This window comes from Pseudomonas sp. PWP3-1b2 (genome assembly GCF_049896045.1).
Lineage (GTDB): Bacteria > Pseudomonadota > Gammaproteobacteria > Pseudomonadales > Pseudomonadaceae > Aquipseudomonas > Aquipseudomonas antarctica_B.
The window spans coordinates 150,806-169,885 of sequence record NZ_JAFCTN010000004.1 but is presented as its reverse complement, the minus strand read 5'-3'; the positions used below and the strand labels follow the sequence as shown (position 1 = coordinate 169,885).

Genomic DNA, 19,080 nt, shown 5'->3' with positions numbered 1-19,080 from the left:
GGCGGGGGCTATTCGTTGCATTGCAATGGTGACTGTTGGCGATACTCGCGCGGAGTCACCCCGTTATGGCGCCGAAATACCTGGGCAAAATGGCCGGGGCTGGCATAGCCCACGTCGAGCGCGATCTCGATAATGCTCATGGATGTAACGGCCAACAGCTGTCGAGCCTTGGCCAAACGTAATTGAATGAAGTATTGGGACGGCGAGCAGCCCGTCGCCCGATGGAACAGACGACTGAAATAAAAATCGCTGAGGCCCGCCGCGGCTGCGAGTGTGCCCAGGTTGAAGCGGCTGTCGAGGGATGACTCCATCAAGGTAATGACACGTTGCAGCCGATAAGCCTGCAACGCGCCTTTGGGTTTCACGTCCACCTCGGCGCGGTAGGTCCTGACCAGATGCACGCCGAGCGCCTGGGCAAGGCCGGCGGCATAAAGCGTGCTCGGCGTGTCTTGTTGGATCAGCTCTTCATAAAGGCCGGTGACCAGCCGGGCCAGCTGCTTGTCGCTGGCGCCTGAGACATCGCGCAGGCGCACCAGATGGGCCTGCTGATGCAGGCTTTCCCGCGCGGCCACCTCCAGCAAGCGCTGGCTCAGGTAAAGATGGACCACTCTGAACGCGGCCTCACTCAGCGTTTGCCAACGCAGTTCATAAGGTTCGTCAGTCATGGTCAGGAAGAAATCACCCGCGCCTACGTCGCTCATGCTCCATTCCCGCCCCGCTTCGCGCTCCTGTACCCGCGCGCGTCCCGAGAGCACCAATACGAGCAAAGGCTCTGCCACCGCCGGCACCACGATGCTTTGCGTGGCATCGCAGTGGGTATAGACCTGAATCTGAACATCCGGATGCAGCCAATGGCCCGTGCTCTCAACGGTGCTTAGGGCAAACAACTCAGGCATCTGGCGGGCGGCAATTCGCGCGGGCCGAGTAACACCATTGATTGGGCCATCGCGGGTCATGTTGAATAAATGTCCTGGCGCGCGTCGTTTGTCATGGAGAAAAAAGCAATATCGCAACAGTTCGACAAGACCACGCCAGATGCTCATCGGTCAAGGGCGCAGAGTGGCTCACGCTCATCGCATAAGCGTATGAGCCCCTTTGAACCCAATGAGGTGCCCTGCAATGAGCGTTACCCTCCAGGAATTTTCAGGAAAAGTTGTGCTGGTCACCGGTGCAGCCAGTGGCATAGGTCGCGCAGTTGCGTTGTTGATGCACGAACGTGGCGCAAGTGTCATTGCCGAAGACAAAAACCCGACAGTCGAATCATTGGCCCGGCCGGGGTTGATACCGCTGATTGCCGACATTACTCAGGATGGCGCGGCTGAACATGCCGTGGCCACGGCCATCGCCCATTTCGGGCGCTTGGACATTTTGGTCAATAACGCCGGAATCATCATCAACAAGCAGGTGATCGACATGACGAGGATGGACTGGGAGAGCATCCAGGCTGTGAACGTGACGGCCGCATTTTTGCATTCCCGGGAGGCGGTCAAAGCCATGATTCCGAATAACGCGGGCGCCATTGTGAACATCGCCTCTTACGCAGCCTATCAAGCATTTCCGACCATAGCGGCCTACACCGCCTCCAAGGGCGCATTGGCACAACTCACCCGCACCCTGGCGCTGGAGGTCATCGACCATGGCATTCGCGTGAACGCCGTAGGCTCCGGGGACGTAATCACCCGGATTCTCGACAGCGTGGTCGAAGACGGCGCTGCATTCCTGGCGCGACACGGGGAAACAACGCCGATAAAACGTGCCGCTCAACCCCGAGAGATTGCTGAAGTCGTGGCGTTTCTTGCCTCAGACCGCGCGTCTTACCTGGTGGGTTCGGTGGTGATGGCTGACGGCGGCATGAGCGTGATTGCGGGCTGAACGCGTCAGGCGCTCACTGACTGACCGCCCGCCGTTGCCTGGCGATATTGCCTTGGCGTAAATCCCGTCAAGGCCTTGAACTGCCGGGTAAACGCGCTGTGATCGGTGTACCCGCATTGCAGCGCCACTTCGGTGATCGGCAGCGCGGTGTGCAGCAACCGGTGCGCATGCTCCAGGCGGACTTTTTGGATCATCTGCCGAGGCGTGAGGTGAAACACGCGCTTGCAGTAGCGCTCCAGTTGCGCCACGGAAATGCCGGCGATGCGCGTCAGCTCACTGAGGGTGACGCGGCGGTTGAAATGCTTGCGGATGTGTTCATCCACGGCGGCCAGGCGCTGATACGCCGGGTGCGTTTCGCTGGCCGTTTGCAGGTCTACCGAAATGCCCGCCAGGCCGATGATCTGACCCTCGTCGTTGTACAGCGGCCATTTGTGGGTCAGGCACCAACCGGGTTCGCGAGTGCCGTAGAGGTGCAATTCAAGCTGGTCTTCCAGCACAAAACCCTGCTCCAGCACACGCCGGTCCTGCTCGGTATACCCCGGCCCCAGTTGCGCCGGGAACACTTCCGCGCTGGTCTTGCCCAGCAGCGGTTGCAGCTGCTTGAGGCCGCAGCGCTGCACCAGCGTGCGGTTGGCGAGAACATAGCGGGCGTCGAGGTCCTTGATAAAGACCGCCGCATTGGGGATCACATCCAGCATCGGCAACAACTGCACCACGCCGGCCAACAGCTGCTCGATGCTGTGGGGGCGATGGGTCTCACTCCCTTTGCAAAGGGTCGCAAACGCGCTCTGCAACATCACATCAACCTCCGCTTTTTTGAGCAGATTGCTCCATGCCCGAGGCCCTGTCGAGGGCGGCACATTGTGCTGAATTCGTCATCCATACCCACGCAACACATCAATCGTCGCGCCGCTCGCCGGTTCAGGATAGGGCCATTCCTGGTTGCACGGCGGTTTCGCCATGTTGTTGCCGGGCATCGTGTAGTGCGAACACAGAGGGAGCGTTTTATGAAGCGGTTGCACGTTATCGACTCCCACACCGGCGGCGAACCCACGCGCCTGGTGCTGGATGGTTTTCCGAAGCTCGTCGGCCACAGCATTGCCGATCAGCTGGCAAACCTGCGCACCCATCACGATCAATGGCGCCGCGCCTGTTTGCTGGAGCCGCGAGGCAATGATGTGCTGGTCGGCGCGCTGTACTGCGAGCCAGTCACGCCCGGTGCGACGTGCGGGGTGATCTTCTTCAACAACGCCGGTTACCTCGGCATGTGCGGCCACGGCGCCATTGGCCTGGTGGCATCCTTGCACCACCTGGGTCGCATCAAACCCGGCGTGCACACCCTCGACACGCCGGTCGGCCCGGTCGCCGCGACCCTGCACCCGGACGGCGCCGTGACCCTGCGCAATGTGCCCGCCTACCGTTATCGCCAGCAGGTGCCGGTAGAGCTGCCCGGCCATGGCGTGGTCTACGGCGATATCGCCTGGGGCGGCAACTGGTTTTTTCTGGTCTCGGACCACGGCCACAGGCTGCAGATGGATAACGTCGACGCCCTCACCGAATACACCTGGGCGATGCTCAAGGCCCTCGACACTCAAGGTATCCACGGTGCGGACGGCGCGTTGATCGACCATATCGAGCTGTTCGCCGCCGACGCCAGCGCTAACAGTCGCAACTTTGTGATGTGCCCCGGCAAGGCCTACGACCGCTCGCCTTGCGGCACCGGCACCAGCGCCAAACTCGCCTGCCTGGCCGCCGATGGAACACTTGAGCCGGGCGAGTCGTGGGTCCAGGCGAGCATCACCGGCAGCCGCTTTGAAGGCCGCTATGAATGGGACGGCGAACGCGTCATCCCGTACATCACTGGCCGCGCGTACATGACCGCCGACAGCACGCTGCTGATCGACGAGCAAGACCCTTTCGCCTGGGGCATCTGAGCCTCGCCTTATTTCACGTATTGGAGTCAGAACAATGAGCGACGCCATTTTCACCGGCTGCATCCCCGCGCTGATGACCCCGTGCACCCCGCAGCGCACGCCGGACTTTGACGCCCTCGTGTCCAAAGGCCGCGAATTGGTCGATATCGGCATGAGCGCCGTGGTGTATTGCGGCTCCATGGGTGACTGGCCGTTATTGACTGAAGCCGAGCGCCAGGAAGGCGTGGCGCGCTTGGTGGCCGCTGGCGTGCCGACCATCGTCGGCACCGGCGCGGTGAACAGCCGTGAGGCCGTGGCCCATGCGGCTCACGCGGCGAGCGTCGGTGCCCATGGGTTGATGGTGATTCCGCGAGTGTTGTCCCGTGGCGCTTCGGCCACCGCGCAAAAGGCGCATTTTTCGGCGATTCTCAAGGCCGCGCCAAACCTGCCAGCGGTGATCTACAACAGCCCGTACTACGGCTTCGCGACCCGCGCCGACCTGTTCTTCGAGCTGCGCCGCGAACACCCCAACCTCATCGGTTTCAAGGAATTCGGCGGCGCCGCCGACCTGCGTTACGCGGCGGAACACATCACCTCCCAGGACGATAACGTGACGCTGATGGTCGGCGTCGATACCCAGGTGGTGCACGGCTTCGTCAACTGCAACGCCACCGGCGCCATCACCGGCATCGGCAACGCCCTGCCCCGCGAAGTGCTGCACCTGGTGGCCCTGAGTAAACAAGCCGCCAAGGGTGACGCCAGGGCTCGGCGCCTGGCGCGCGAGCTGGAGGCCGCATTGGCGGTGTTGTCCTCCTTCGACGAGGGTTGCGACCTGGTGCTGTATTACAAACACCTGATGGTGCTCAACGGCGACAAGGGCTATGCCCTGCACTTCAACGACACCGACGTGCTCAGCGATGCCCAGCGCCGCTACGCCGAAAACCAGTACGCGCTGTTTCGCCAGTGGTACGCCACTTGGTCGGCTGAACAGAACGCCGCCTGACCCTGCGCGCTGCTGGCAGCTTGCTCGACGGCCAGAGAGAGGCCACGCCATGCCCGATTCGCCCCCTGTAGACATCGCCGTTGTTGGCGCCGGCATCATCGGCGTCGCCTGCGCCCTGCAATTGGCGCGTCATGGTTTGCGCGTGATTGTGCTCGACCCGCAGGCGCCGGGCATGGGCGCCTCCTACGGCAATGCCGGGCACCTGGCCACCGAGCAAGTGTTCCCGATTGCCGACATGTCGATCCTCACGCGCCTGCCCGGCATGCTCATGGACCCCATGGGCCCGCTGCGCCTGGACTGGAAATACCTGCCCCGCGCCCTGCCCTGGTTTGCGCGCCTGTTGCTGAACCTGCGACCGGCCAGTTACCAACGCACTGTGGCAGGCCTTCGTGCGCTGAATGAAGCCAGCCTTGGCGCGTGGCAGCGCTTGCTGCAGTCCTTTGATCGACCGCAGTTGCTGCGCGAAGACGGTTCGCTGCTGGTGTTCGAGCGCGCCGACTCCCGCGAAGCCATCGACGCTCTGCAACAACGCATGCAACAGCAAAATGTGCCGGTGGAATTCTGGTCAGGCGAGGCCGTGCGCGAAGCGGCGCCGCCGTTGAGCGAACGCATCAAGGGCGGGCTGTTCTTCCCGGGTACCGGCCACTTTCTCGATCCGTATCAGGTGGTGCGCGAGCTGGTAGATGCCGCCAAAGCCCACGGCGTGCAGTTTCTAAAGCAGCGCGTGCTTGAGGGGCGCGTTGAGGACACTGGCGTCTCGCTGAGGACCGATCTGGGTGTATTAAACGCGCGCCAGGTGCTGATCGCCTGCGGCGCCCACTCGGCCAAACTGACCGCTGAACTCACCGGCAAAAACGTCCCGCTGGACACCGAACGCGGCTATCACCTGATGCTGCCCCACGAGCGAGATCGCCTGCCGTTTGCCGTCACCTCCCTGGAGCGCAAATTCATCATGACGCCCATGACTGGCGGCTTGCGCCTGGCCGGCACCGTCGAATTCGCCGGGCTTGAGCGTCCTGCCGACATGCGACGCGCTTGGCAATTGCACCGGTTGAGCCAGGGGTTGTTCAGGCAAGACCTGAGTGCAGAAGGCGCGACGCCGTGGATGGGGTTCAGGCCGTCATTGCCGGACTCACTGCCGATTATTGATCGGGTGTGCGATGGCAAGGTGCTGCTTGCGTTTGGGCATCAACACCTGGGTTTGACCCAGGCAGCAGTCACGGCGCAGATGGTGGTGCAGTTCGTTGCGCCTCCACCTTCGTTTTCGGACCTGCCCGCGCCGGCACCGTTTAAATTGAATCGCTTCTGAAAAAAGCCACGTTTGGCCCCACACCCGATCGTTCCCGCGCGGTTTTATTGACCGGCTGAAGCCGCACGCAATAAACCATCGGCCATCTCTTGAATCTCATCGCGCATCCAGAGCTTACCCAGCCAGCCTTCCGGAATCCCTTGCATCGCATAGTGCGCGCCAGCCAGTTGCCCCACGATGGCCGCCGTAGTATCGGCGTCATCACCCAGGTTCGTGGCCAGCAGTACGGCTTCTTCAAAGCTCTCGGTGTGGTGAAAGCACCAGAACGCGGCTTCAAGAGATGCCACGGCATAGCCTGAACCGCGAATTTCGGCGCTGGGTTTATGCCGGTATTCGCCGCGGGCGATGGCCGCGACTTTCGGTGCCGCCGAGGTTGAGTCAGGGAAGTGCAACACCAAGTCCTTGGCTGCGCCGCTCAAGGCATTGCCAATCGCTTGCGCCAGCAACAGGCAACACTCGATCGCCTCCAGCGCCGCATGGGTGGTACGCGAACTGTCGGCCGTAAACTGACGGATCCTTTCCCGGTCAGGAAAATAGAACAGCACCACCGGCGCCAGACGCATCATCGAACCGTTGCCTGCGGAATAAGGGTCAGTCGAGCCGGCAAACGGGTTGCCGCTCTCCTGAAATACCGCCAGGGCCTCACGCACCGTCATGCCAATATCGAAGCACTCACCGGTTGAGCTGAGGTAGCCCCACTTCCACCAGTTCAGATACCGCGTCATCTGGTCGGCCGCATCGCAACCCTTTTTACTCAGCAGGCTTTCGGCGAGGCAAAGCGCCATGGAAGTGTCGTCGGTCCATTGACCGGGCTTGAGGTGGAAAGGCCCCGCGCCGACCATGTCAGTGACCGGTTCAAACGTCCCGCGCGGCTTGAACTCAACCGTGGTGCCCACGGCGTCACCGCAGGCCAGCCCCAGCAGGCTGCCGCGATAACGATCTTTAAGTGAAATGGCCATTGGCTCTCCCTGATAAAAACGTCCAGATAAACAGCGCCCATCCTACTTCACCAGCCGCTTTTCCTTTGAAGGGCGATAGCCAAAATAGGCGCTGTAACACTTGCTGAAATGACTCGGCGAGACAAAACCGCACGCCACCAGCACATCCACCTGTGACAGCTCCGTGTGCTGCAACAGCCGCCGCGCTTCGGTCACGCGCAGTTCCATGTAATAGCGCTGCGGTGTAGTACCCAGTTGTTCCTTGAACAGCCGCTCCAGCTGGCGTCGGGAACGGCCGGCGTAGACCGCCAACTGGTCCAGCTCCAGCGGTTCCTCCAGGTTGGAATCCATGAGTTTCACGACTTCGCGCAGGGGCGCGCTGACGCAGACGTTTTCCGTGGGCTTGATGCGCCGGTAGCGGGACTCTTCAAACGACAGAATATCTTCGATGCCTTCGACCAGTGCCTTGCCGTGCAGGCTTTTGATCCAGTCGAGCGCCATGTGGAACGCCCCCGACGGGCTGGACGCGGTCAGCCGGTCGCGGTCGATCACATACGGCTCGCTGGTCACTTGCGCGGCCTTGGCCACTTCCGCCAGCGCCGGGCGGTGTTCGGGGTGGATGGCGCACCGGTAGCCTTGCAACAGACCGGCGCGGCCGAGGAACCACGAGCCGTTCCAAAGGCCAGCGAGGCCCACGCCGTGTTCGGCGGCGCTGCGCAGCAGTTGGATCAGCTCGTCAGCCGCCTTGAGTTCGGTGCGAAAACCACCGCAGATCACCAGCAAGTCGAGGTCGTGCAACGCCGACGCGTCCAGGCGCGCATCGGGGCGAATCACCAGGCCAAGGTCGCTGATCACTTCGCCCTCGCCGCAGCCGAACGTGCGCGTGGCGAACAGCTCGGGGCGCAGCAGGTTAGCGGTGATAAGGGTGTCGAGGGTTTGGGTGAATGCGGGCAGGGAGAAGTGTTCGAGCAGCAAAAAGCCGACGCGGGTCACCGGCGACGGCTGCTGGGGGTTGTCATTGAGGTAGCGCAAGTTCTTGCCTTGCATGCCACCGCTGAACTGGCGTCTTTCCATCGAGGGTCAGCCCACGCTTATTGTTAGTGCAGTGGGCGCCATCTTAGAGGATTGCTGTACCAAAACGGCGAAAACGTGGCACCAAACCGATTTAGCGTGAGTCGATACTGTTGAAGGCTGATCTTGATAAACACAGGCGCCACTCAGGCCCGCAAGCCAGCGGCTACAACCCCATCTGATACGGTTTTTTCTTTTCCATCTGCGTCTGTATTGAAATCTGTTCCTGGCGGACAATAGCGCCATTCCCGACACCCATGTCGAGCGCGACAGGACGTTTCCTGCCGCCCCTTCCCCTCGGAGGCCTTATGACCAAGATGGCAATTTTCCTGTTCAGCTTTTTAGTGCTGACCATCGGTATCGGCTTGTTGGCGACCATTTCGCCGGTCTAGCCAGCCCTGGTAGACACAGGCGAGAGTACCCGTGGCGAGCGGGCTCGCCCCGCGTTGGGCTGCGCAGCAGCCCCAAAACCTGCGGCCGCAGAACGCCTGACTCACCGTATTGTTCGCCCTTAACGGGCTCGTATCAGCCAGATGTGGCCTGCTTCCAAAGACCCTGAAAAGGGCTGGCCGGTCTAGCGAAACGTCCAGTGGGTAAGGCCAGTGCCGCCGTGGTCAATCTCGGCACCTGGCTATATAGAATGGCGTCAGCTGGCAAACAGCATCGGGTACAGCGACAGCACCAGTAACCCGGCCATCGACAGGTTGAACAGTCTCAACCAGCGCGGTTCGCGCAACACATTGCGCAACCCACTGCCACAGCCGACCCACACGCAAACACTCGGCAGGTTGACCAGCGCAAACACCAGGGCAATCACCAGCACGTTGGTCACGTAGCCTTCGGCCTGCGTGTAGGTGGTGATGGCGCCCAACGCCATGATCCACGCCTTGGGGTTGACCCACTGGAACGCCGCCGCGCCGAGAAACGTCATGGGTTTGCCCTGAGCATCACTGCCCTCGGACAGGCCGCCCGACGTCGCGATCTTCCACGCCAGGTACAGCAAATACGCCGCGCCCACATACCGCAACACCGTGTAGGCCCACGGAAACACCTTGAACACTTCGCCCAGCCCCAGGCCCACCGAAATCACCAGCAGCATAAAACCAATGCTGATCCCCAACGCATGGGGCATCGACCGGCGAAACCCGAAGTTCACGCCCGAGGCCAGCAGCATCGTATTGTTGGGCCCAGGGGTGATCGAGGAAACGAAGGCGAACAGCACAAAGGCTGACAGTAAACCTGTAGACATAAACATGGCGCGGCATCCAAACGGTAGTGTTATGCCTGCGACAGTAGTGGCTTATGGCGCCCGCTGCCCCGTACAGCTAGGGGCGGATCGAGGCATACACTTTGTGCTGGTCGAGCTGCGCGCGGATCGACCGGGGCGTACGCGAGTTTTTCGCCAGCGGCCTGGTATTCGAGGCGCGCCATAGAGCGCGATTCCCGTTCGGTCCGGTCAGGGACAAAACGGCTCCCGGTGCACGCGCCGGGAACCGTTTGGGTTGACGGGCAGCGCCCAACCGTCAGTTCTGTGGCCGTTGCTTGGTCGAGTCCAGCTCGGCCTTTTTGCCGGTACTGATTTCAGTGATCTGCGCCGACTTGGCAATGGCCATGTCGAACGTGTCCTGCATCTTGGCGATGGCGTCGGTCGCCGTGCCATTCAGCCCGCCATTAGCGGCCCAGTCGAAGTTCCATACGCCCGACAGGTTGTCGGCGCCGGCCACGTCGTGGGTTTCGATGGCGGTGAACACGTCCGGGTGGCGCTCCATGTACTTGGCAGCGTCGGAAACGTCGGTTGGCACCTTGCCCGACGCGTTATTCGCGAGTTGCGTCAGGTCCTGCTTGTTAATGGCCGACTTGCCCGACTGGCGCATGTAATCGGCAATCACCTTGCTGGACTTGGCAATGTTCAACTTGTCGTCGAACGAAGACGGTGAGGACTTTGGCGTGTTCGACCCGCCAGCCGCGGGCGTTACGGTAGTAGACATCGGCGCTGCTCCCTCGATGAAACGAATGAAATCGTCGTGCTGACGATACCCCGACGCGGACGTTAGCATGGGCAAAGGGCCATTCCATGGGGCTTCACAACATTTCACAACGGCAGGCCGATTTTCGCGGCGTTTTCGGGGGTTAAACCTGACCAAATTACCTTGTGCGATCGCTGTCTGGGGGCGCAACGGGCCATTAGCGGTATCGCCCTCCTCAAATGAATACAATGGTGGGAGCTGCTCATACGCCATCGCCCGGTTAACGGGTAGCCTGGCAAACCGATACCTTTTGATGTGACGGGTGGGAAACCAATGGAAAAATTGATACACGGCCTCGACGGGCCCAGAACCGCCCAACAGGAACTGTTTTATGACCTGGACGACGCAGCGGCGGTGGTTGGCTGGTCGGTGGTTGAACTCACCGCCCTCGCCGCCGGCGCCCAAAGCGCGAAAGGCGCGGTGGCGATGTTGAAGATTGTCGCGTTGCTGACAGCGCAACAGGCGAAGCTTGCGGTGTATGCAGGCGAAGTGAAAAGTCAGCGCATTATCAGGGCTGAGGCTGATGGCGATTGATATCAATAGAGTGATAGACGCAAGAGCTATGAATCACAGCGTGGCACTGCCAAGCTGAAGACGTGCACGCCAGAAAAGTACCTGTCTAAAGTGTCCGCGCGACAGCTCGGGCTGGAGCAAGACTTCGTTCAGTTTTTGGGTTTTGACGACTGAAAGGGTTGATAAGCATAAGGCTCGCAATGTGCGAAGTGCCGAGCGAAATCTATAGATAGTTGGCTATCAACGCTGATCGATTTCAATTTTCTGCGTTGGATCAGGGCTGTACTTTTGACGTTTCAGCTGTGGGTCGCCTTTGGCCAAACAGAAGAAAAATATCTCCGCCTCTCCGCAACCGCCATGCAACGCGCATTCACTCGATTGCATATGGTCAAGCAAGATCTCACGCCCCTGTGATTCGCAAAATACGTTCGCCTCTTTCAACGCCTGACCTTTTGCTGATGCCGGGCCGCCGAGAGGGACCCGAGTTGAGATGGTATAGGTGTCGGGGCCAACTTTGATGGGGCCGCTGTCTGCACACGCGGAAAGCGTCGCTGCAATTAAAACTACTAACGAGATTTTCATGCCCATCCCCTTAAAAAATTGACTGTACATGGCACCTAGCCAGTCCGCTTCATGATTTTCTTTTTTTAGAGGCTTTTTGCCGCCCGGCGGGGCTTCGGATCTTTCCCACAACCTGTCGAGGTTGAGGCATAGGAAGCAAGTTCGCTAGGATCCGGCGTCGCAGTAAATCCTGTGGCCGGGTGTCGCAACCTGACGTAATCTGAGGCGCGGTAGCGCCATAGCTCTGAGCAGGCGCTTTTTTTATGCCTGCTCACCGCATCTATGGTGGACCGTGTGAGGCGGGCGTATGCCCGGCCGGTTTCCTCAGAGACTGGTTTGCGACCCTCGCACGGTCCACCACCCAACCGTGTCGCAACGGCGGTGGTGGCCTCTAAACTTTCTGAGGGTACAGAGGATGTTTTCTACGCACCGAAGCTACCGAGTTATTGATGTCGGTTTCGCAACAGGTCAATGGCACCAAGTCGTGAATGCTCATACGATGCAAGCTACGCTGGAGCGTTACTTATGAAAACCCGTTCTGATGAGGATGACTTTCTCCCCAGTGTTTTTAACGTAAAGCCAGGTTTGAGTTCTGAAGAAGCACTCGTGAATGCGAGTGAGATTCTGGCTTCAGCATCGGTGATGGCTAACGAACAGGCATTCGCTTTGACCGGAACGCAGCGCTTTCAGACATTCGGATTGGCGCAACTGGTTGAGAGTTCGCGACTTCTTGTGAATGATGCGCTTGAGAAGTTGACCCCTACACACACTTAATTATTGATTACGATACAGGCAACAATGGGGCAGAACATCAGTTATCAATTGATAAACTGTGTTTCTGCACCCATTTTTCGTTCGCACATCTATTTAGACTGCTTTCTGTTACCAATTATGAGCTTCTGGCGCCAAGCCGAATAAACGTTGAAGGTCAGGTCTCAGCAGATGGGATCTTTTCATCTCTAACCACACTGCTGGATTTGCCATAGCGTTTAATGCGACAATCAGCGAGTTAAGCTCTAAAATACTAGCACCGTCATCCCGCGCGGTTATATACTCAACTAAGCGCGCCCGATATGAACCAAAAGCCACTCTTCTCGCCTCGACCAGCACATCTCGATTATTTAGTGCAAGTAACTCACAGGTATAAGTCGCTCTCACCTCCTTCACAGTCCCTGGCGCCGCAATAGCCACAAAATTAAACGTATCGATGATATCAAGCCATAAATATTCTTGTGGATCTTCAGCCCGAGGATTAATAAGAGCGTGAATACCAGAGGCAGGTAAAATTACAGGATCATTTTTCCCCCTTCCCACATGAACAAGCAGACCCGCCTTTGAGATGATTGCATACTTACTACTTTTCGGACCGTTGCAAGCGCCACAGGCGTATAAATAATTTGCCCAATCGAAAACCAAATCTGGGTATAAATTTTTGGGAGCTATATGCTCCACTTCATCCGCAACAGAGTCCTCACAATAGCAGCACCTACGAGGTCCGGCGCACATCTGTGCCAGCAAACCGCGAATGGCCTTAAAGACAGAATTTTTCGCGACGTTGTATGACTTAAATTTTGATTTGGCCGCAGTTACCCGGTCTGCGTAGCTAGGAATGGCATTAACTTGCGCTTGATAAATAGCAAGCCCGTCTAAGGTTGACTTTGGTGGATTTGCTTGAGGTAAAGGAATCATTCCACCTCCAGCCCAGATCGAGACGCGACCGACGCCGTAGTAGGCATTGAGGATCGAAGGTGAACTAACCTAGCTTTGTCATCAGCTGTCAATTCGCCCATCGCTTGCTTTCTGTTGAGATTTGCCAATTCCAACAGCAATGTTTTCGAGGTATCAGAACGAGTTACATTAGACCCAAAATAGGATGTATCGTAAGCTTCTAGAATATTTCCGAACACAAGACGTTTCAGTGCATCGCCCTCTATCCTACCTCCAACTTCGTCGGTTCCCGGAGTCGGAAGTCGCCAGACGCTACCGTGCTCAGCAGCCTGACAAATTATCGGGCTATGAGTAGTGACGATGAATTGAAGACGAGGGAATACTTTCAAAAACCAAGGAGCAATTCGTCGCTGCCACGAAGGATGTAAATGAGCATCAACCTCGTCAATTACAACAATACCTGGTAGATTGATCACTCCACTGCTGATCTGTCGACTTATTACCTCTTGCCCATAGCTGATTGATAATTGACGAATCAACTCAAATGTCAAACTCAATATGGACCGATAGCCATCACTTAAAAGATCAACACTTACTTCGTAACCATTTCCATCTATAAAATTAATCTCTTCTGAGCTGATTTTTGACAATTTCGATCCGTGTGGCAACAACCCTCCATTATTTACAAATGTTATCAAATTATCCAGAAAATCGGACTCATCACTTTTTTCTAGCTGCTTCACATGAAGTGATTTTAACCACTCCAGACACTCTGTTAGCGCAATATCTTCCCCAAAAGCCGTCAAATGGGGTGCGAGTCGAGGATTGGTATAAAACATGCGCTCGTAGTCACGATTACCTCCGGTAAATCGCCTAAACGGTCCAAAAGAGGCGGAGAACCAGCCTCGACTGCGGCCCCAAAGTGCCCGCTCCAAACCTTTGGAACAATGCGTCCCTATCTGCAAAATTGCTCCAGTACTTAGCGCCTCATCATTCGACGCAATCACGATTTCACAAATCAGCTTTCTAACTGGAGCTCGTCCTTTGTTGGTAATTAGATCTACCTTTTTGTCCCAAACTAGCCGTGCTGTTACGCTAGCGTTCTCATAACCTCTTCGTAACCAAGTACTCCAGTCTTGGCGCAATGCGCGGGCCTCAGCAGGGCCAGCCAGTGTTAGGGCAAGGGCCTTTACAAAACTTGATTTTCCGGCACCGTTATCTCCTATTATAACATGCCACCCCCAAGGTTTATCTTCAGGAACTTCAAATACAAACTTGTCGTGTGACCTTATGCCGGAGATTTCTAGTTTTGTAATATACATATGAACATCCGACTCCTGGGTCTATTTGAAATTTCTGTGCTAAGCCCATAGTAACCATAGCTTCATCACATCGAAAAGGTATTAATTTCATGCAATGTCCAAGGTACCGAAAAAGCCTCCCTACGACGGTGATCAAAAAATGCTGTCTGCAGGCACACATTATGCGGAGTGAAATTTCCCAATCGCAATGAGGGCTAAAGCAAAGGGCACGGTTCATACTTGTGGGAGGTACTTTCCTTCGCCCAATAAAAAACCCCATAGGCCATTGGTCTATGGGGTTTCAAGAGTGGAGGCCGAGGTCGGAATCGAACCGGCGTAGGCGGATTTGCAATCCGCTGCATAACCATTTTGCTACTCGGCCTCAAACGATGAATGCCCTGACTGCAGACATTTACCGCGTATAAACTTGAGTGGGCTCTGTGGAGCTACCTCTACTCTAACTCATTGAATACAATGAAGTTTTTAATGCTTCGTTGCGTTCGATGGGCGCCATTATGTACTCATTTGCTTTTGCCTGCAACCCCTTGATTTCAAAAATATTTCGTAGCGACATCAAGGGTTTGCGTGGCTGCCCTACTCCTTGATGAGCTGTTGTTGGTACTGCGGGTCGGCCTTGATTTGGGCGTCGGTGAAGGGCAATGGGCGCAGTTTTTTCTCGGAAAATGCCTGGGTTTGGTCTTTGGCGTATTTCGATGCGGGGTTGCTGGATTCGGAGAATGCCAGTACGCCAATGGCTTGCGGGCCTTTGTCGTCGAAGGTGACGATTTGCAGGTAACTGCTGCCGCTGACGACTTCGCGTTTGCCGTCGGGGCGGGGCACGGTTTGCATGGCGTTGTAGATGCCCAGTTCTTGCGGGCCGCCGTGGATGGGCATGTCGCCGGCCACCTGGATGTCGCCCCAGCGGGTTGCGCCGAGTTTGGCGACGTCGGCTGCGGACGCCAGCATGGCGTCGCGCAGGGCTTCGGCCACGGGTTTGCGGTCGATGGCCAGGCCGCTTGGCGTCGTCAGGGGGTGTGCGGGATCGAAGGCGACTCGCCAGGCGTCGGGCATTTGCTGAAGGTGTTCCACCAAGTTGATGAAGTGCACCAGGCCTACGCCGCTGTCGAGGTTGGCGCGCTGGTCCCAGCTTTTCAGGCTGTTGCACACGGGCTGCAACGCTGCGGCGTCGGCGCCGAGGTGTTTGGCGCAGAATTCCAGCAGGTCGGGCATGACTTGGCCGGCGAGGTACACCTCGTTGTCCATGACCATGTTTTGCAGGTCGGCCACGCCTATGGGCTGTTTGTCCAGGGATTGCAGGCGCTGCACGGCAAAGCGGGCGCGCGGGCCGAGGCCGATGTGGTCCTGGCTGATCACCGGGGAAAAACCGGTCAGCGGCGCCTTGGGGTTGGCCAGCCACGCGGAGTCGTTGGAGTGCTGCACGTAGTCGGTGCGTTCCAGTTGCGGCAATTGGTCGGCCGGGAAGATGCCGGCCTGGGCGGCGCGCGGGTCGATGTCCCAGGCGCAGGCACTGCGGGCGCCGTCGAGCATGATCATCTGCAGGCCCGCGCGCGGGTCGCTGCATTGCGCAAGTTTGGCGGCGCTGACGTTGGGCACCACCGACAGGTTCATGTACAGGCTCTGGCCCAGGTCATCGGCCGCCACGGTGTTGACCCACGGGATGCCTTGCAGGGTGTGCACCGAAGTTTGCAGTTCCTTGAGGTCTGCCGCGCGGTTCATGGCGTACCACTGCTGCAACACGCGGTCGTTGCCCAGGTTGGCGTCGCGCAGGCTGAACGCGTAGTGGTTGTCCCAATCCAGCTTGCCGGGCCATTGCACCACGGGGCCGAATTGCGAACTGTAAACCGTGTGGGTCACGTCTTTAAGGCTGCCATCGGCTTGTTTGACCTGCACCGTGACCGGGGTTTGAGCCATGGCGATGGACTTGCCGTCGAGCAAGTAGTGCGTGGAGTCCTTGGGGTCAAGGGCCAGGCGGTACAGGGTGAAATGCTTCGAGGTGTCGACGGTATGGGTCCAGGCCACGTGCCTGTTAAACCCGATGTTGATCACCGGCAAGCCCGGCAGCGCGGCGCCCATCACGTCCAGTTGGCCGGGGATGGTCAGGTGCATCTGGTAAAAACGCATGCCACCCACCCACGGAAAGTGCGGGTTGGCCAGCAGCATGCCACGGCCATTAAACGAGCGATCACGGCCGACAGCCACGGCGTTGCTGCCACGGTCTAGGGTGAATCGTTGCTGATTAGCGGCGGCCAGCGCAAACGCAGCGCTGCCCGGTTGAACGCTGGCGGTGGCGTGCGGCGGTGTTGCGCCAACCAAGGCTTCGGCGAATTGACCTACGCCACCTTCTACCAGCAGCCGACGTGTCAGCTTCACCAGGTCCTCAGTCACAAGCGGCCGCACCCACGCGGCCTGGCACTGCTGGGGCGCGCCCTGCTCTTTCAGATAACGGTTGTAACCCGCCACATAGCCTTCGATGCGCTGTTGAATCTGCGGGGTCTGTGCCTTCCAGAACGCGTTGATCGCGTCGGGCGTATTCAGCCAGGTGAAGAACACATCGCTGGCCAGGTTGTTGCGCCCTTCCAGGGTGCCCTGCTCCGGGCCGAAGAACCTGGCGCGTTCGCCGTTCACGGTGACCACTTCGTTGGCCAGCAGGCACAGGTTGTCCTGGGCATAGGCATAGCCGATGCCGAAACCCAGGCCTCGCTCATCGTTGGCGCGAATGTGCGGCACGCCGTACGTGGTCCGGCGAATTTCGGCCGATGCCGGTGCCGCCGGCTCCCGCGCCGACGCGGCAACGCTCAAGCCCAGCATCACACCGGCCACACATACCCTGGACAACCCGTTGGCAATAATCACGCAAGCTCCACAGTCAAATTGAACACCCTCGTACGGGGCAGTTACCCCACCGTAAGGACGCAATGGACCGAGAATAATTTAGCCGCTGCACGGGTTTATTTAAGACGGGCGCGATGTGACAAAACCGATACCGACAAAATTTCTACATTCGCCGCTTCATGATTTTGCTCGCTCGTTCGTCTTATTAATCAAGAGCGCCATCATTTTCCTGATCAGGCTCTGATAAGGAGTTTTTTGCATGTACAACTCGCAACTGCCCACGGACGGACATTCATCCGCTGCCGACGCCGGTTTTGGCGGCGGCGCCCAGGCGTTCGGCAATACGCCCGAACGTCATGGCAACGGGCGTATTCGTCACTTGCTCAAATGCTTCGGTTTGCGCACCAGCCTGATTCGGCTGAAGGTCATCGATGCCCTGCTCACCGCGGCAGACAACCAGCGCACCCTGGGCGTACGTGGCGTACACAGCCATTTACTCGCGCTGGGCATTCCGTTGTCGTTTCTCAGTGTGCGTGAAGTGCTCAAACGCTTGTGCAGCGAGGGCGTGATCACCCTCAATGCCGATAAAAGCTACAGCCTCCATGAAGAGGCTGCCAAAGTGCTCGACGGTCGCGCCTGACTCGAGCACTGGAGGTCAGAAGTTCGGCTTGACCTTGCGGCGCATGATGCCGTTGATCACTACCACGGTCACCGCCACGGCAATGGCGATGTACTGGAACGTTTTCTCGCTGATAACCCCGGTGTTCTGCAGGTAGGACAGGCCAAACATCGTCGCCAGTACGGTCAGGGCGATCAGAATCGAATACTTAAAACGCTGCTTTTGGGTCATGACGGGTTCCTGAACCTTGAGAATGTATCCACTGTGTATCGCCAACCATGCCAAGCACATACCCGATGGGCGGGATGGATGGGGGTCGGCAGGGTCGTATGTTACAGGCGATGTAAAAGTTTGGCTCGCACCACGCTTGACCGACGTCGCCGGATTGACCCTGTGAGTACCTTAGAGGATTTCGAAATGTTACGTCGAATCACACTGCTGATTCCCTTGCTGATCATGCTGAGCATGAGCGGCTGCTTCTTTTTCCCACACGGCGGCGGTGGCGGCTGGCATGACCACCGCTATGACGGCGGACCTGGCTACGAACGCCGCTGATCGGTTGGCAACGATCGATACGGTGGAGGCCATCAGGCCTGTGTAGAGCCGTAGACACTGCCAAACCCCGGCAGCCCTGAAACCCTTTTCAGGGCTGCTCAATAATACGCCTTACCCGCCATGCACCCAACGCTGGTGCAGCCACCGCGCCAACGCATCCAGCGCAAACCCCAACAACCCGATCAACAACACCATCGCCATCAGCTCCGAATAGGCCAGCCGGTCACGCGTGTCGAGGATGTAGTAGCCGAGCCCCGCGCTCACGCCGAGCATTTCGCACGGCACCAGCACGATCCACAAAATCCCGATAGCCAGGCGTACGCCGGTCAACACATGCCCTGTCACCCCGGGAATAATCACCCGGCGCAAGGTTTCCCAGCGTGTGGCGCTCAGGCTTTTGCTCAATTGCAGCCAGCGCGGGTCCAGCTGACGCACGCCGGCGGCGGTGTTAAGCATGATCGGCCACACGGCGGCAAAGGCCAGCAGGAAGTAGATCGGCTGATCGCCGACACCCATCAGCATCACCACGATGGGCATCCACGACAGCGGCGAAATCATCCGTAAAAACTGAAACGCGGGCGTGGTCGCCGCCTCCAGGTTGCGCGAACTGCCCACCAGCAAGCCCAGTGGCACCCCGACCAACAACGCCAGAAACAGGCCGACGAATATGCGCTTGAGGCTCACGGCAATGTGCAGGTACAGCTCGCCACGGCCCATCAATTCCCACAGGCTGCCAAAGGTGGCGGCGAGCGAGAAGCGCGCCGACAAGCCGTCGGCATCGCCAAACATTTTCACCCCCAGCCACCACAGCACCAGCAAGCCTGCCAAGCCGCTGATGCCCAGCAACCAGCCGGGCAATGCGACGGTTTTGCCGTTG

General features: G+C 58.4%; 20 protein-coding genes and 1 tRNA gene. 8 read left to right on the top strand and 13 right to left on the bottom strand.

All coding sequences use genetic code 11. The features are described 5' to 3' along the window. Nucleotides 1–8 precede the first annotated feature (8 nt). A complete protein-coding gene (locus tag ACP7A2_RS04370) occupies nt 9–1,043 on the bottom strand; it encodes a helix-turn-helix domain-containing protein (protein ID WP_426133242.1) in 1,035 nt (344 codons plus the stop codon). A gap of 76 nt (nt 1,044–1,119) precedes the next feature. On the opposite strand from ACP7A2_RS04370, the gene ACP7A2_RS04365 reads away from it, so the two are divergent. Further along, nucleotides 1,120–1,872 (top strand): SDR family NAD(P)-dependent oxidoreductase, encoded by a 753-nt coding sequence (locus ACP7A2_RS04365; RefSeq protein WP_426133241.1) that lies wholly within the window; start codon nt 1,120–1,122, stop codon nt 1,870–1,872. Between the two features lie 5 nt (nt 1,873–1,877). Here the strand turns inward: ACP7A2_RS04365 and ACP7A2_RS04360 are convergent, their stop codons facing one another. Next, nucleotides 1,878–2,669: a helix-turn-helix domain-containing protein gene (locus ACP7A2_RS04360; RefSeq protein ID WP_426133240.1), complete on the bottom strand. Its 792-nt coding sequence runs from the start codon at nt 2,667–2,669 to the stop codon at nt 1,878–1,880. Between the two features lie 210 nt (nt 2,670–2,879). On the opposite strand from ACP7A2_RS04360, the gene ACP7A2_RS04355 reads away from it, so the two are divergent. From ACP7A2_RS04355 to ACP7A2_RS04345, 3 genes are read left to right on the top strand one after another with little or no spacing between them, the layout of a single operon-like run. Then, entirely contained in the window at nt 2,880–3,806 is a 927-nt protein-coding gene (locus ACP7A2_RS04355; protein WP_426133239.1) for a 4-hydroxyproline epimerase, read from the top strand. 34 nt (nt 3,807–3,840) lie between these two features. Further along, nucleotides 3,841–4,788 carry a dihydrodipicolinate synthase family protein gene (locus ACP7A2_RS04350; RefSeq protein ID WP_426133238.1) on the top strand — a complete coding sequence of 316 codons (948 nt, stop codon included), beginning with the start codon at nt 3,841–3,843 and terminating at the stop codon, nt 4,786–4,788. A 49-nt stretch (nt 4,789–4,837) separates the two neighbouring features. Next, nucleotides 4,838–6,097, top strand: a complete 1,260-nt coding sequence (locus ACP7A2_RS04345) for an NAD(P)/FAD-dependent oxidoreductase (RefSeq protein WP_426133237.1) — start codon at nt 4,838–4,840, stop codon at nt 6,095–6,097. Nucleotides 6,098–6,141: 44 nt separating this feature from the next. On the opposite strand, the gene ACP7A2_RS04340 is transcribed toward ACP7A2_RS04345, so the two are convergent. The 4 genes from ACP7A2_RS04340 to ACP7A2_RS04325 form a co-directional block, all read right to left on the bottom strand. Beyond that, the gene (locus tag ACP7A2_RS04340; RefSeq protein WP_426133236.1) at nt 6,142–7,056 is read right to left on the bottom strand and encodes an ADP-ribosylglycohydrolase family protein; all 915 of its coding nucleotides are present in this window, start codon (nt 7,054–7,056) and stop codon (nt 6,142–6,144) included. Nucleotides 7,057–7,098: 42 nt separating this feature from the next. Then, entirely contained in the window at nt 7,099–8,082 is a 984-nt protein-coding gene (locus ACP7A2_RS04335) for a GlxA family transcriptional regulator (RefSeq protein ID WP_426133297.1), read from the bottom strand. Nucleotides 8,083–8,752: 670 nt separating this feature from the next. Next, the gene (locus ACP7A2_RS04330; protein WP_426133235.1) at nt 8,753–9,361 is read right to left on the bottom strand and encodes a LysE family translocator; all 609 of its coding nucleotides are present in this window, start codon (nt 9,359–9,361) and stop codon (nt 8,753–8,755) included. Nucleotides 9,362–9,629: 268 nt separating this feature from the next. Continuing rightward, complete coding sequence (locus tag ACP7A2_RS04325) at nt 9,630–10,094, bottom strand: hypothetical protein (protein WP_426133299.1); 465 nt, start codon at nt 10,092–10,094, stop codon at nt 9,630–9,632. A 312-nt stretch (nt 10,095–10,406) separates the two neighbouring features. Here ACP7A2_RS04325 and ACP7A2_RS04320 point away from each other — a divergent pair, with 312 nt between their 5' ends. Then, nucleotides 10,407–10,667 (top strand): hypothetical protein, encoded by a 261-nt coding sequence (locus tag ACP7A2_RS04320; protein WP_426133234.1) that lies wholly within the window; start codon nt 10,407–10,409, stop codon nt 10,665–10,667. A gap of 219 nt (nt 10,668–10,886) precedes the next feature. Here ACP7A2_RS04320 and ACP7A2_RS04315 read toward each other — a convergent pair whose 3' ends face one another. Continuing rightward, nucleotides 10,887–11,228, bottom strand: coding sequence for a hypothetical protein (locus ACP7A2_RS04315; protein WP_426133233.1), 342 nt, complete (start codon nt 11,226–11,228; stop codon nt 10,887–10,889). 504 nt (nt 11,229–11,732) lie between these two features. On the opposite strand from ACP7A2_RS04315, the gene ACP7A2_RS04310 reads away from it, so the two are divergent. Further along, nucleotides 11,733–11,981, top strand: a complete 249-nt coding sequence (locus tag ACP7A2_RS04310; protein WP_426133232.1) for a DUF6124 family protein — start codon at nt 11,733–11,735, stop codon at nt 11,979–11,981. Nucleotides 11,982–12,089: 108 nt separating this feature from the next. Here the strand turns inward: ACP7A2_RS04310 and ACP7A2_RS04305 are convergent, their stop codons facing one another. From ACP7A2_RS04305 to ACP7A2_RS04290, 4 genes are all read right to left on the bottom strand, one after another. Then, the gene (locus ACP7A2_RS04305; protein ID WP_426133231.1) at nt 12,090–12,896 is read right to left on the bottom strand and encodes a hypothetical protein; all 807 of its coding nucleotides are present in this window, start codon (nt 12,894–12,896) and stop codon (nt 12,090–12,092) included. Further along, complete coding sequence (locus tag ACP7A2_RS04300; protein WP_426133230.1) at nt 12,893–14,197, bottom strand: AAA family ATPase; 1,305 nt, start codon at nt 14,195–14,197, stop codon at nt 12,893–12,895. Before ACP7A2_RS04300 ends, ACP7A2_RS04305 begins: the two co-directional genes overlap by 4 nt. A gap of 287 nt (nt 14,198–14,484) precedes the next feature. Then, nucleotides 14,485–14,558, bottom strand: a tRNA-Cys gene (locus ACP7A2_RS04295). Between the two features lie 212 nt (nt 14,559–14,770). Then, nucleotides 14,771–17,050, bottom strand: coding sequence for an acylase (locus ACP7A2_RS04290; protein WP_426133229.1), 2,280 nt, complete (start codon nt 17,048–17,050; stop codon nt 14,771–14,773). Nucleotides 17,051–17,288: 238 nt separating this feature from the next. Between ACP7A2_RS04290 and ACP7A2_RS04285 the strand changes: the two genes are divergently transcribed. Next, nucleotides 17,289–17,669 carry a fe2+ zn2+ uptake regulation protein gene (locus ACP7A2_RS04285; RefSeq protein WP_426133228.1) on the top strand — a complete coding sequence of 127 codons (381 nt, stop codon included), beginning with the start codon at nt 17,289–17,291 and terminating at the stop codon, nt 17,667–17,669. A 15-nt stretch (nt 17,670–17,684) separates the two neighbouring features. Here ACP7A2_RS04285 and ACP7A2_RS04280 read toward each other — a convergent pair whose 3' ends face one another. Next, nucleotides 17,685–17,879, bottom strand: coding sequence for a hypothetical protein (locus ACP7A2_RS04280; protein ID WP_348056680.1), 195 nt, complete (start codon nt 17,877–17,879; stop codon nt 17,685–17,687). A gap of 186 nt (nt 17,880–18,065) precedes the next feature. On the opposite strand from ACP7A2_RS04280, the gene ACP7A2_RS04275 reads away from it, so the two are divergent. Continuing rightward, on the top strand, nt 18,066–18,203 hold the full coding sequence (locus tag ACP7A2_RS04275) for a hypothetical protein (protein WP_176159829.1): 138 nt from the start codon (nt 18,066–18,068) through the stop codon (nt 18,201–18,203). 111 nt (nt 18,204–18,314) lie between these two features. Here the strand turns inward: ACP7A2_RS04275 and ACP7A2_RS04270 are convergent, their stop codons facing one another. Beyond that, complete coding sequence (locus tag ACP7A2_RS04270) at nt 18,315–19,061, bottom strand: ABC transporter permease (RefSeq protein WP_375064849.1); 747 nt, start codon at nt 19,059–19,061, stop codon at nt 18,315–18,317. Nucleotides 19,062–19,080 lie beyond the last annotated feature (19 nt).

Excerpts from the sequence above, each read along its gene's own strand:
- ACP7A2_RS04370 (WP_426133242.1), bottom strand. The coding sequence starts at position 1,043 with ATGAGCATCTGGCGTGGTCTTGTCGAACTGTTGCGATATTGCTTTTTT.
- ACP7A2_RS04365 (WP_426133241.1), top strand. The coding sequence starts at position 1,120 with ATGAGCGTTACCCTCCAGGAATTTTCAGGAAAAGTTGTGCTGGTCACC.
- ACP7A2_RS04360 (WP_426133240.1), bottom strand. The coding sequence starts at position 2,669 with ATGTTGCAGAGCGCGTTTGCGACCCTTTGCAAAGGGAGTGAGACCCAT.
- ACP7A2_RS04355 (WP_426133239.1), top strand. The coding sequence starts at position 2,880 with ATGAAGCGGTTGCACGTTATCGACTCCCACACCGGCGGCGAACCCACG.
- ACP7A2_RS04350 (WP_426133238.1), top strand. The coding sequence starts at position 3,841 with ATGAGCGACGCCATTTTCACCGGCTGCATCCCCGCGCTGATGACCCCG.
- ACP7A2_RS04345 (WP_426133237.1), top strand. The coding sequence starts at position 4,838 with ATGCCCGATTCGCCCCCTGTAGACATCGCCGTTGTTGGCGCCGGCATC.
- ACP7A2_RS04340 (WP_426133236.1), bottom strand. The coding sequence starts at position 7,056 with ATGGCCATTTCACTTAAAGATCGTTATCGCGGCAGCCTGCTGGGGCTG.
- ACP7A2_RS04335 (WP_426133297.1), bottom strand. The coding sequence starts at position 8,082 with ATGCAAGGCAAGAACTTGCGCTACCTCAATGACAACCCCCAGCAGCCG.
- ACP7A2_RS04330 (WP_426133235.1), bottom strand. The coding sequence starts at position 9,361 with ATGTTTATGTCTACAGGTTTACTGTCAGCCTTTGTGCTGTTCGCCTTC.
- ACP7A2_RS04325 (WP_426133299.1), bottom strand. The coding sequence starts at position 10,094 with ATGTCTACTACCGTAACGCCCGCGGCTGGCGGGTCGAACACGCCAAAG.
- ACP7A2_RS04320 (WP_426133234.1), top strand. The coding sequence starts at position 10,407 with ATGGAAAAATTGATACACGGCCTCGACGGGCCCAGAACCGCCCAACAG.
- ACP7A2_RS04315 (WP_426133233.1), bottom strand. The coding sequence starts at position 11,228 with ATGAAAATCTCGTTAGTAGTTTTAATTGCAGCGACGCTTTCCGCGTGT.
- ACP7A2_RS04310 (WP_426133232.1), top strand. The coding sequence starts at position 11,733 with ATGAAAACCCGTTCTGATGAGGATGACTTTCTCCCCAGTGTTTTTAAC.
- ACP7A2_RS04305 (WP_426133231.1), bottom strand. The coding sequence starts at position 12,896 with ATGATTCCTTTACCTCAAGCAAATCCACCAAAGTCAACCTTAGACGGG.
- ACP7A2_RS04300 (WP_426133230.1), bottom strand. The coding sequence starts at position 14,197 with ATGTATATTACAAAACTAGAAATCTCCGGCATAAGGTCACACGACAAG.
- ACP7A2_RS04285 (WP_426133228.1), top strand. The coding sequence starts at position 17,289 with ATGTACAACTCGCAACTGCCCACGGACGGACATTCATCCGCTGCCGAC.
- ACP7A2_RS04280 (WP_348056680.1), bottom strand. The coding sequence starts at position 17,879 with ATGACCCAAAAGCAGCGTTTTAAGTATTCGATTCTGATCGCCCTGACC.
- ACP7A2_RS04275 (WP_176159829.1), top strand. The coding sequence starts at position 18,066 with ATGTTACGTCGAATCACACTGCTGATTCCCTTGCTGATCATGCTGAGC.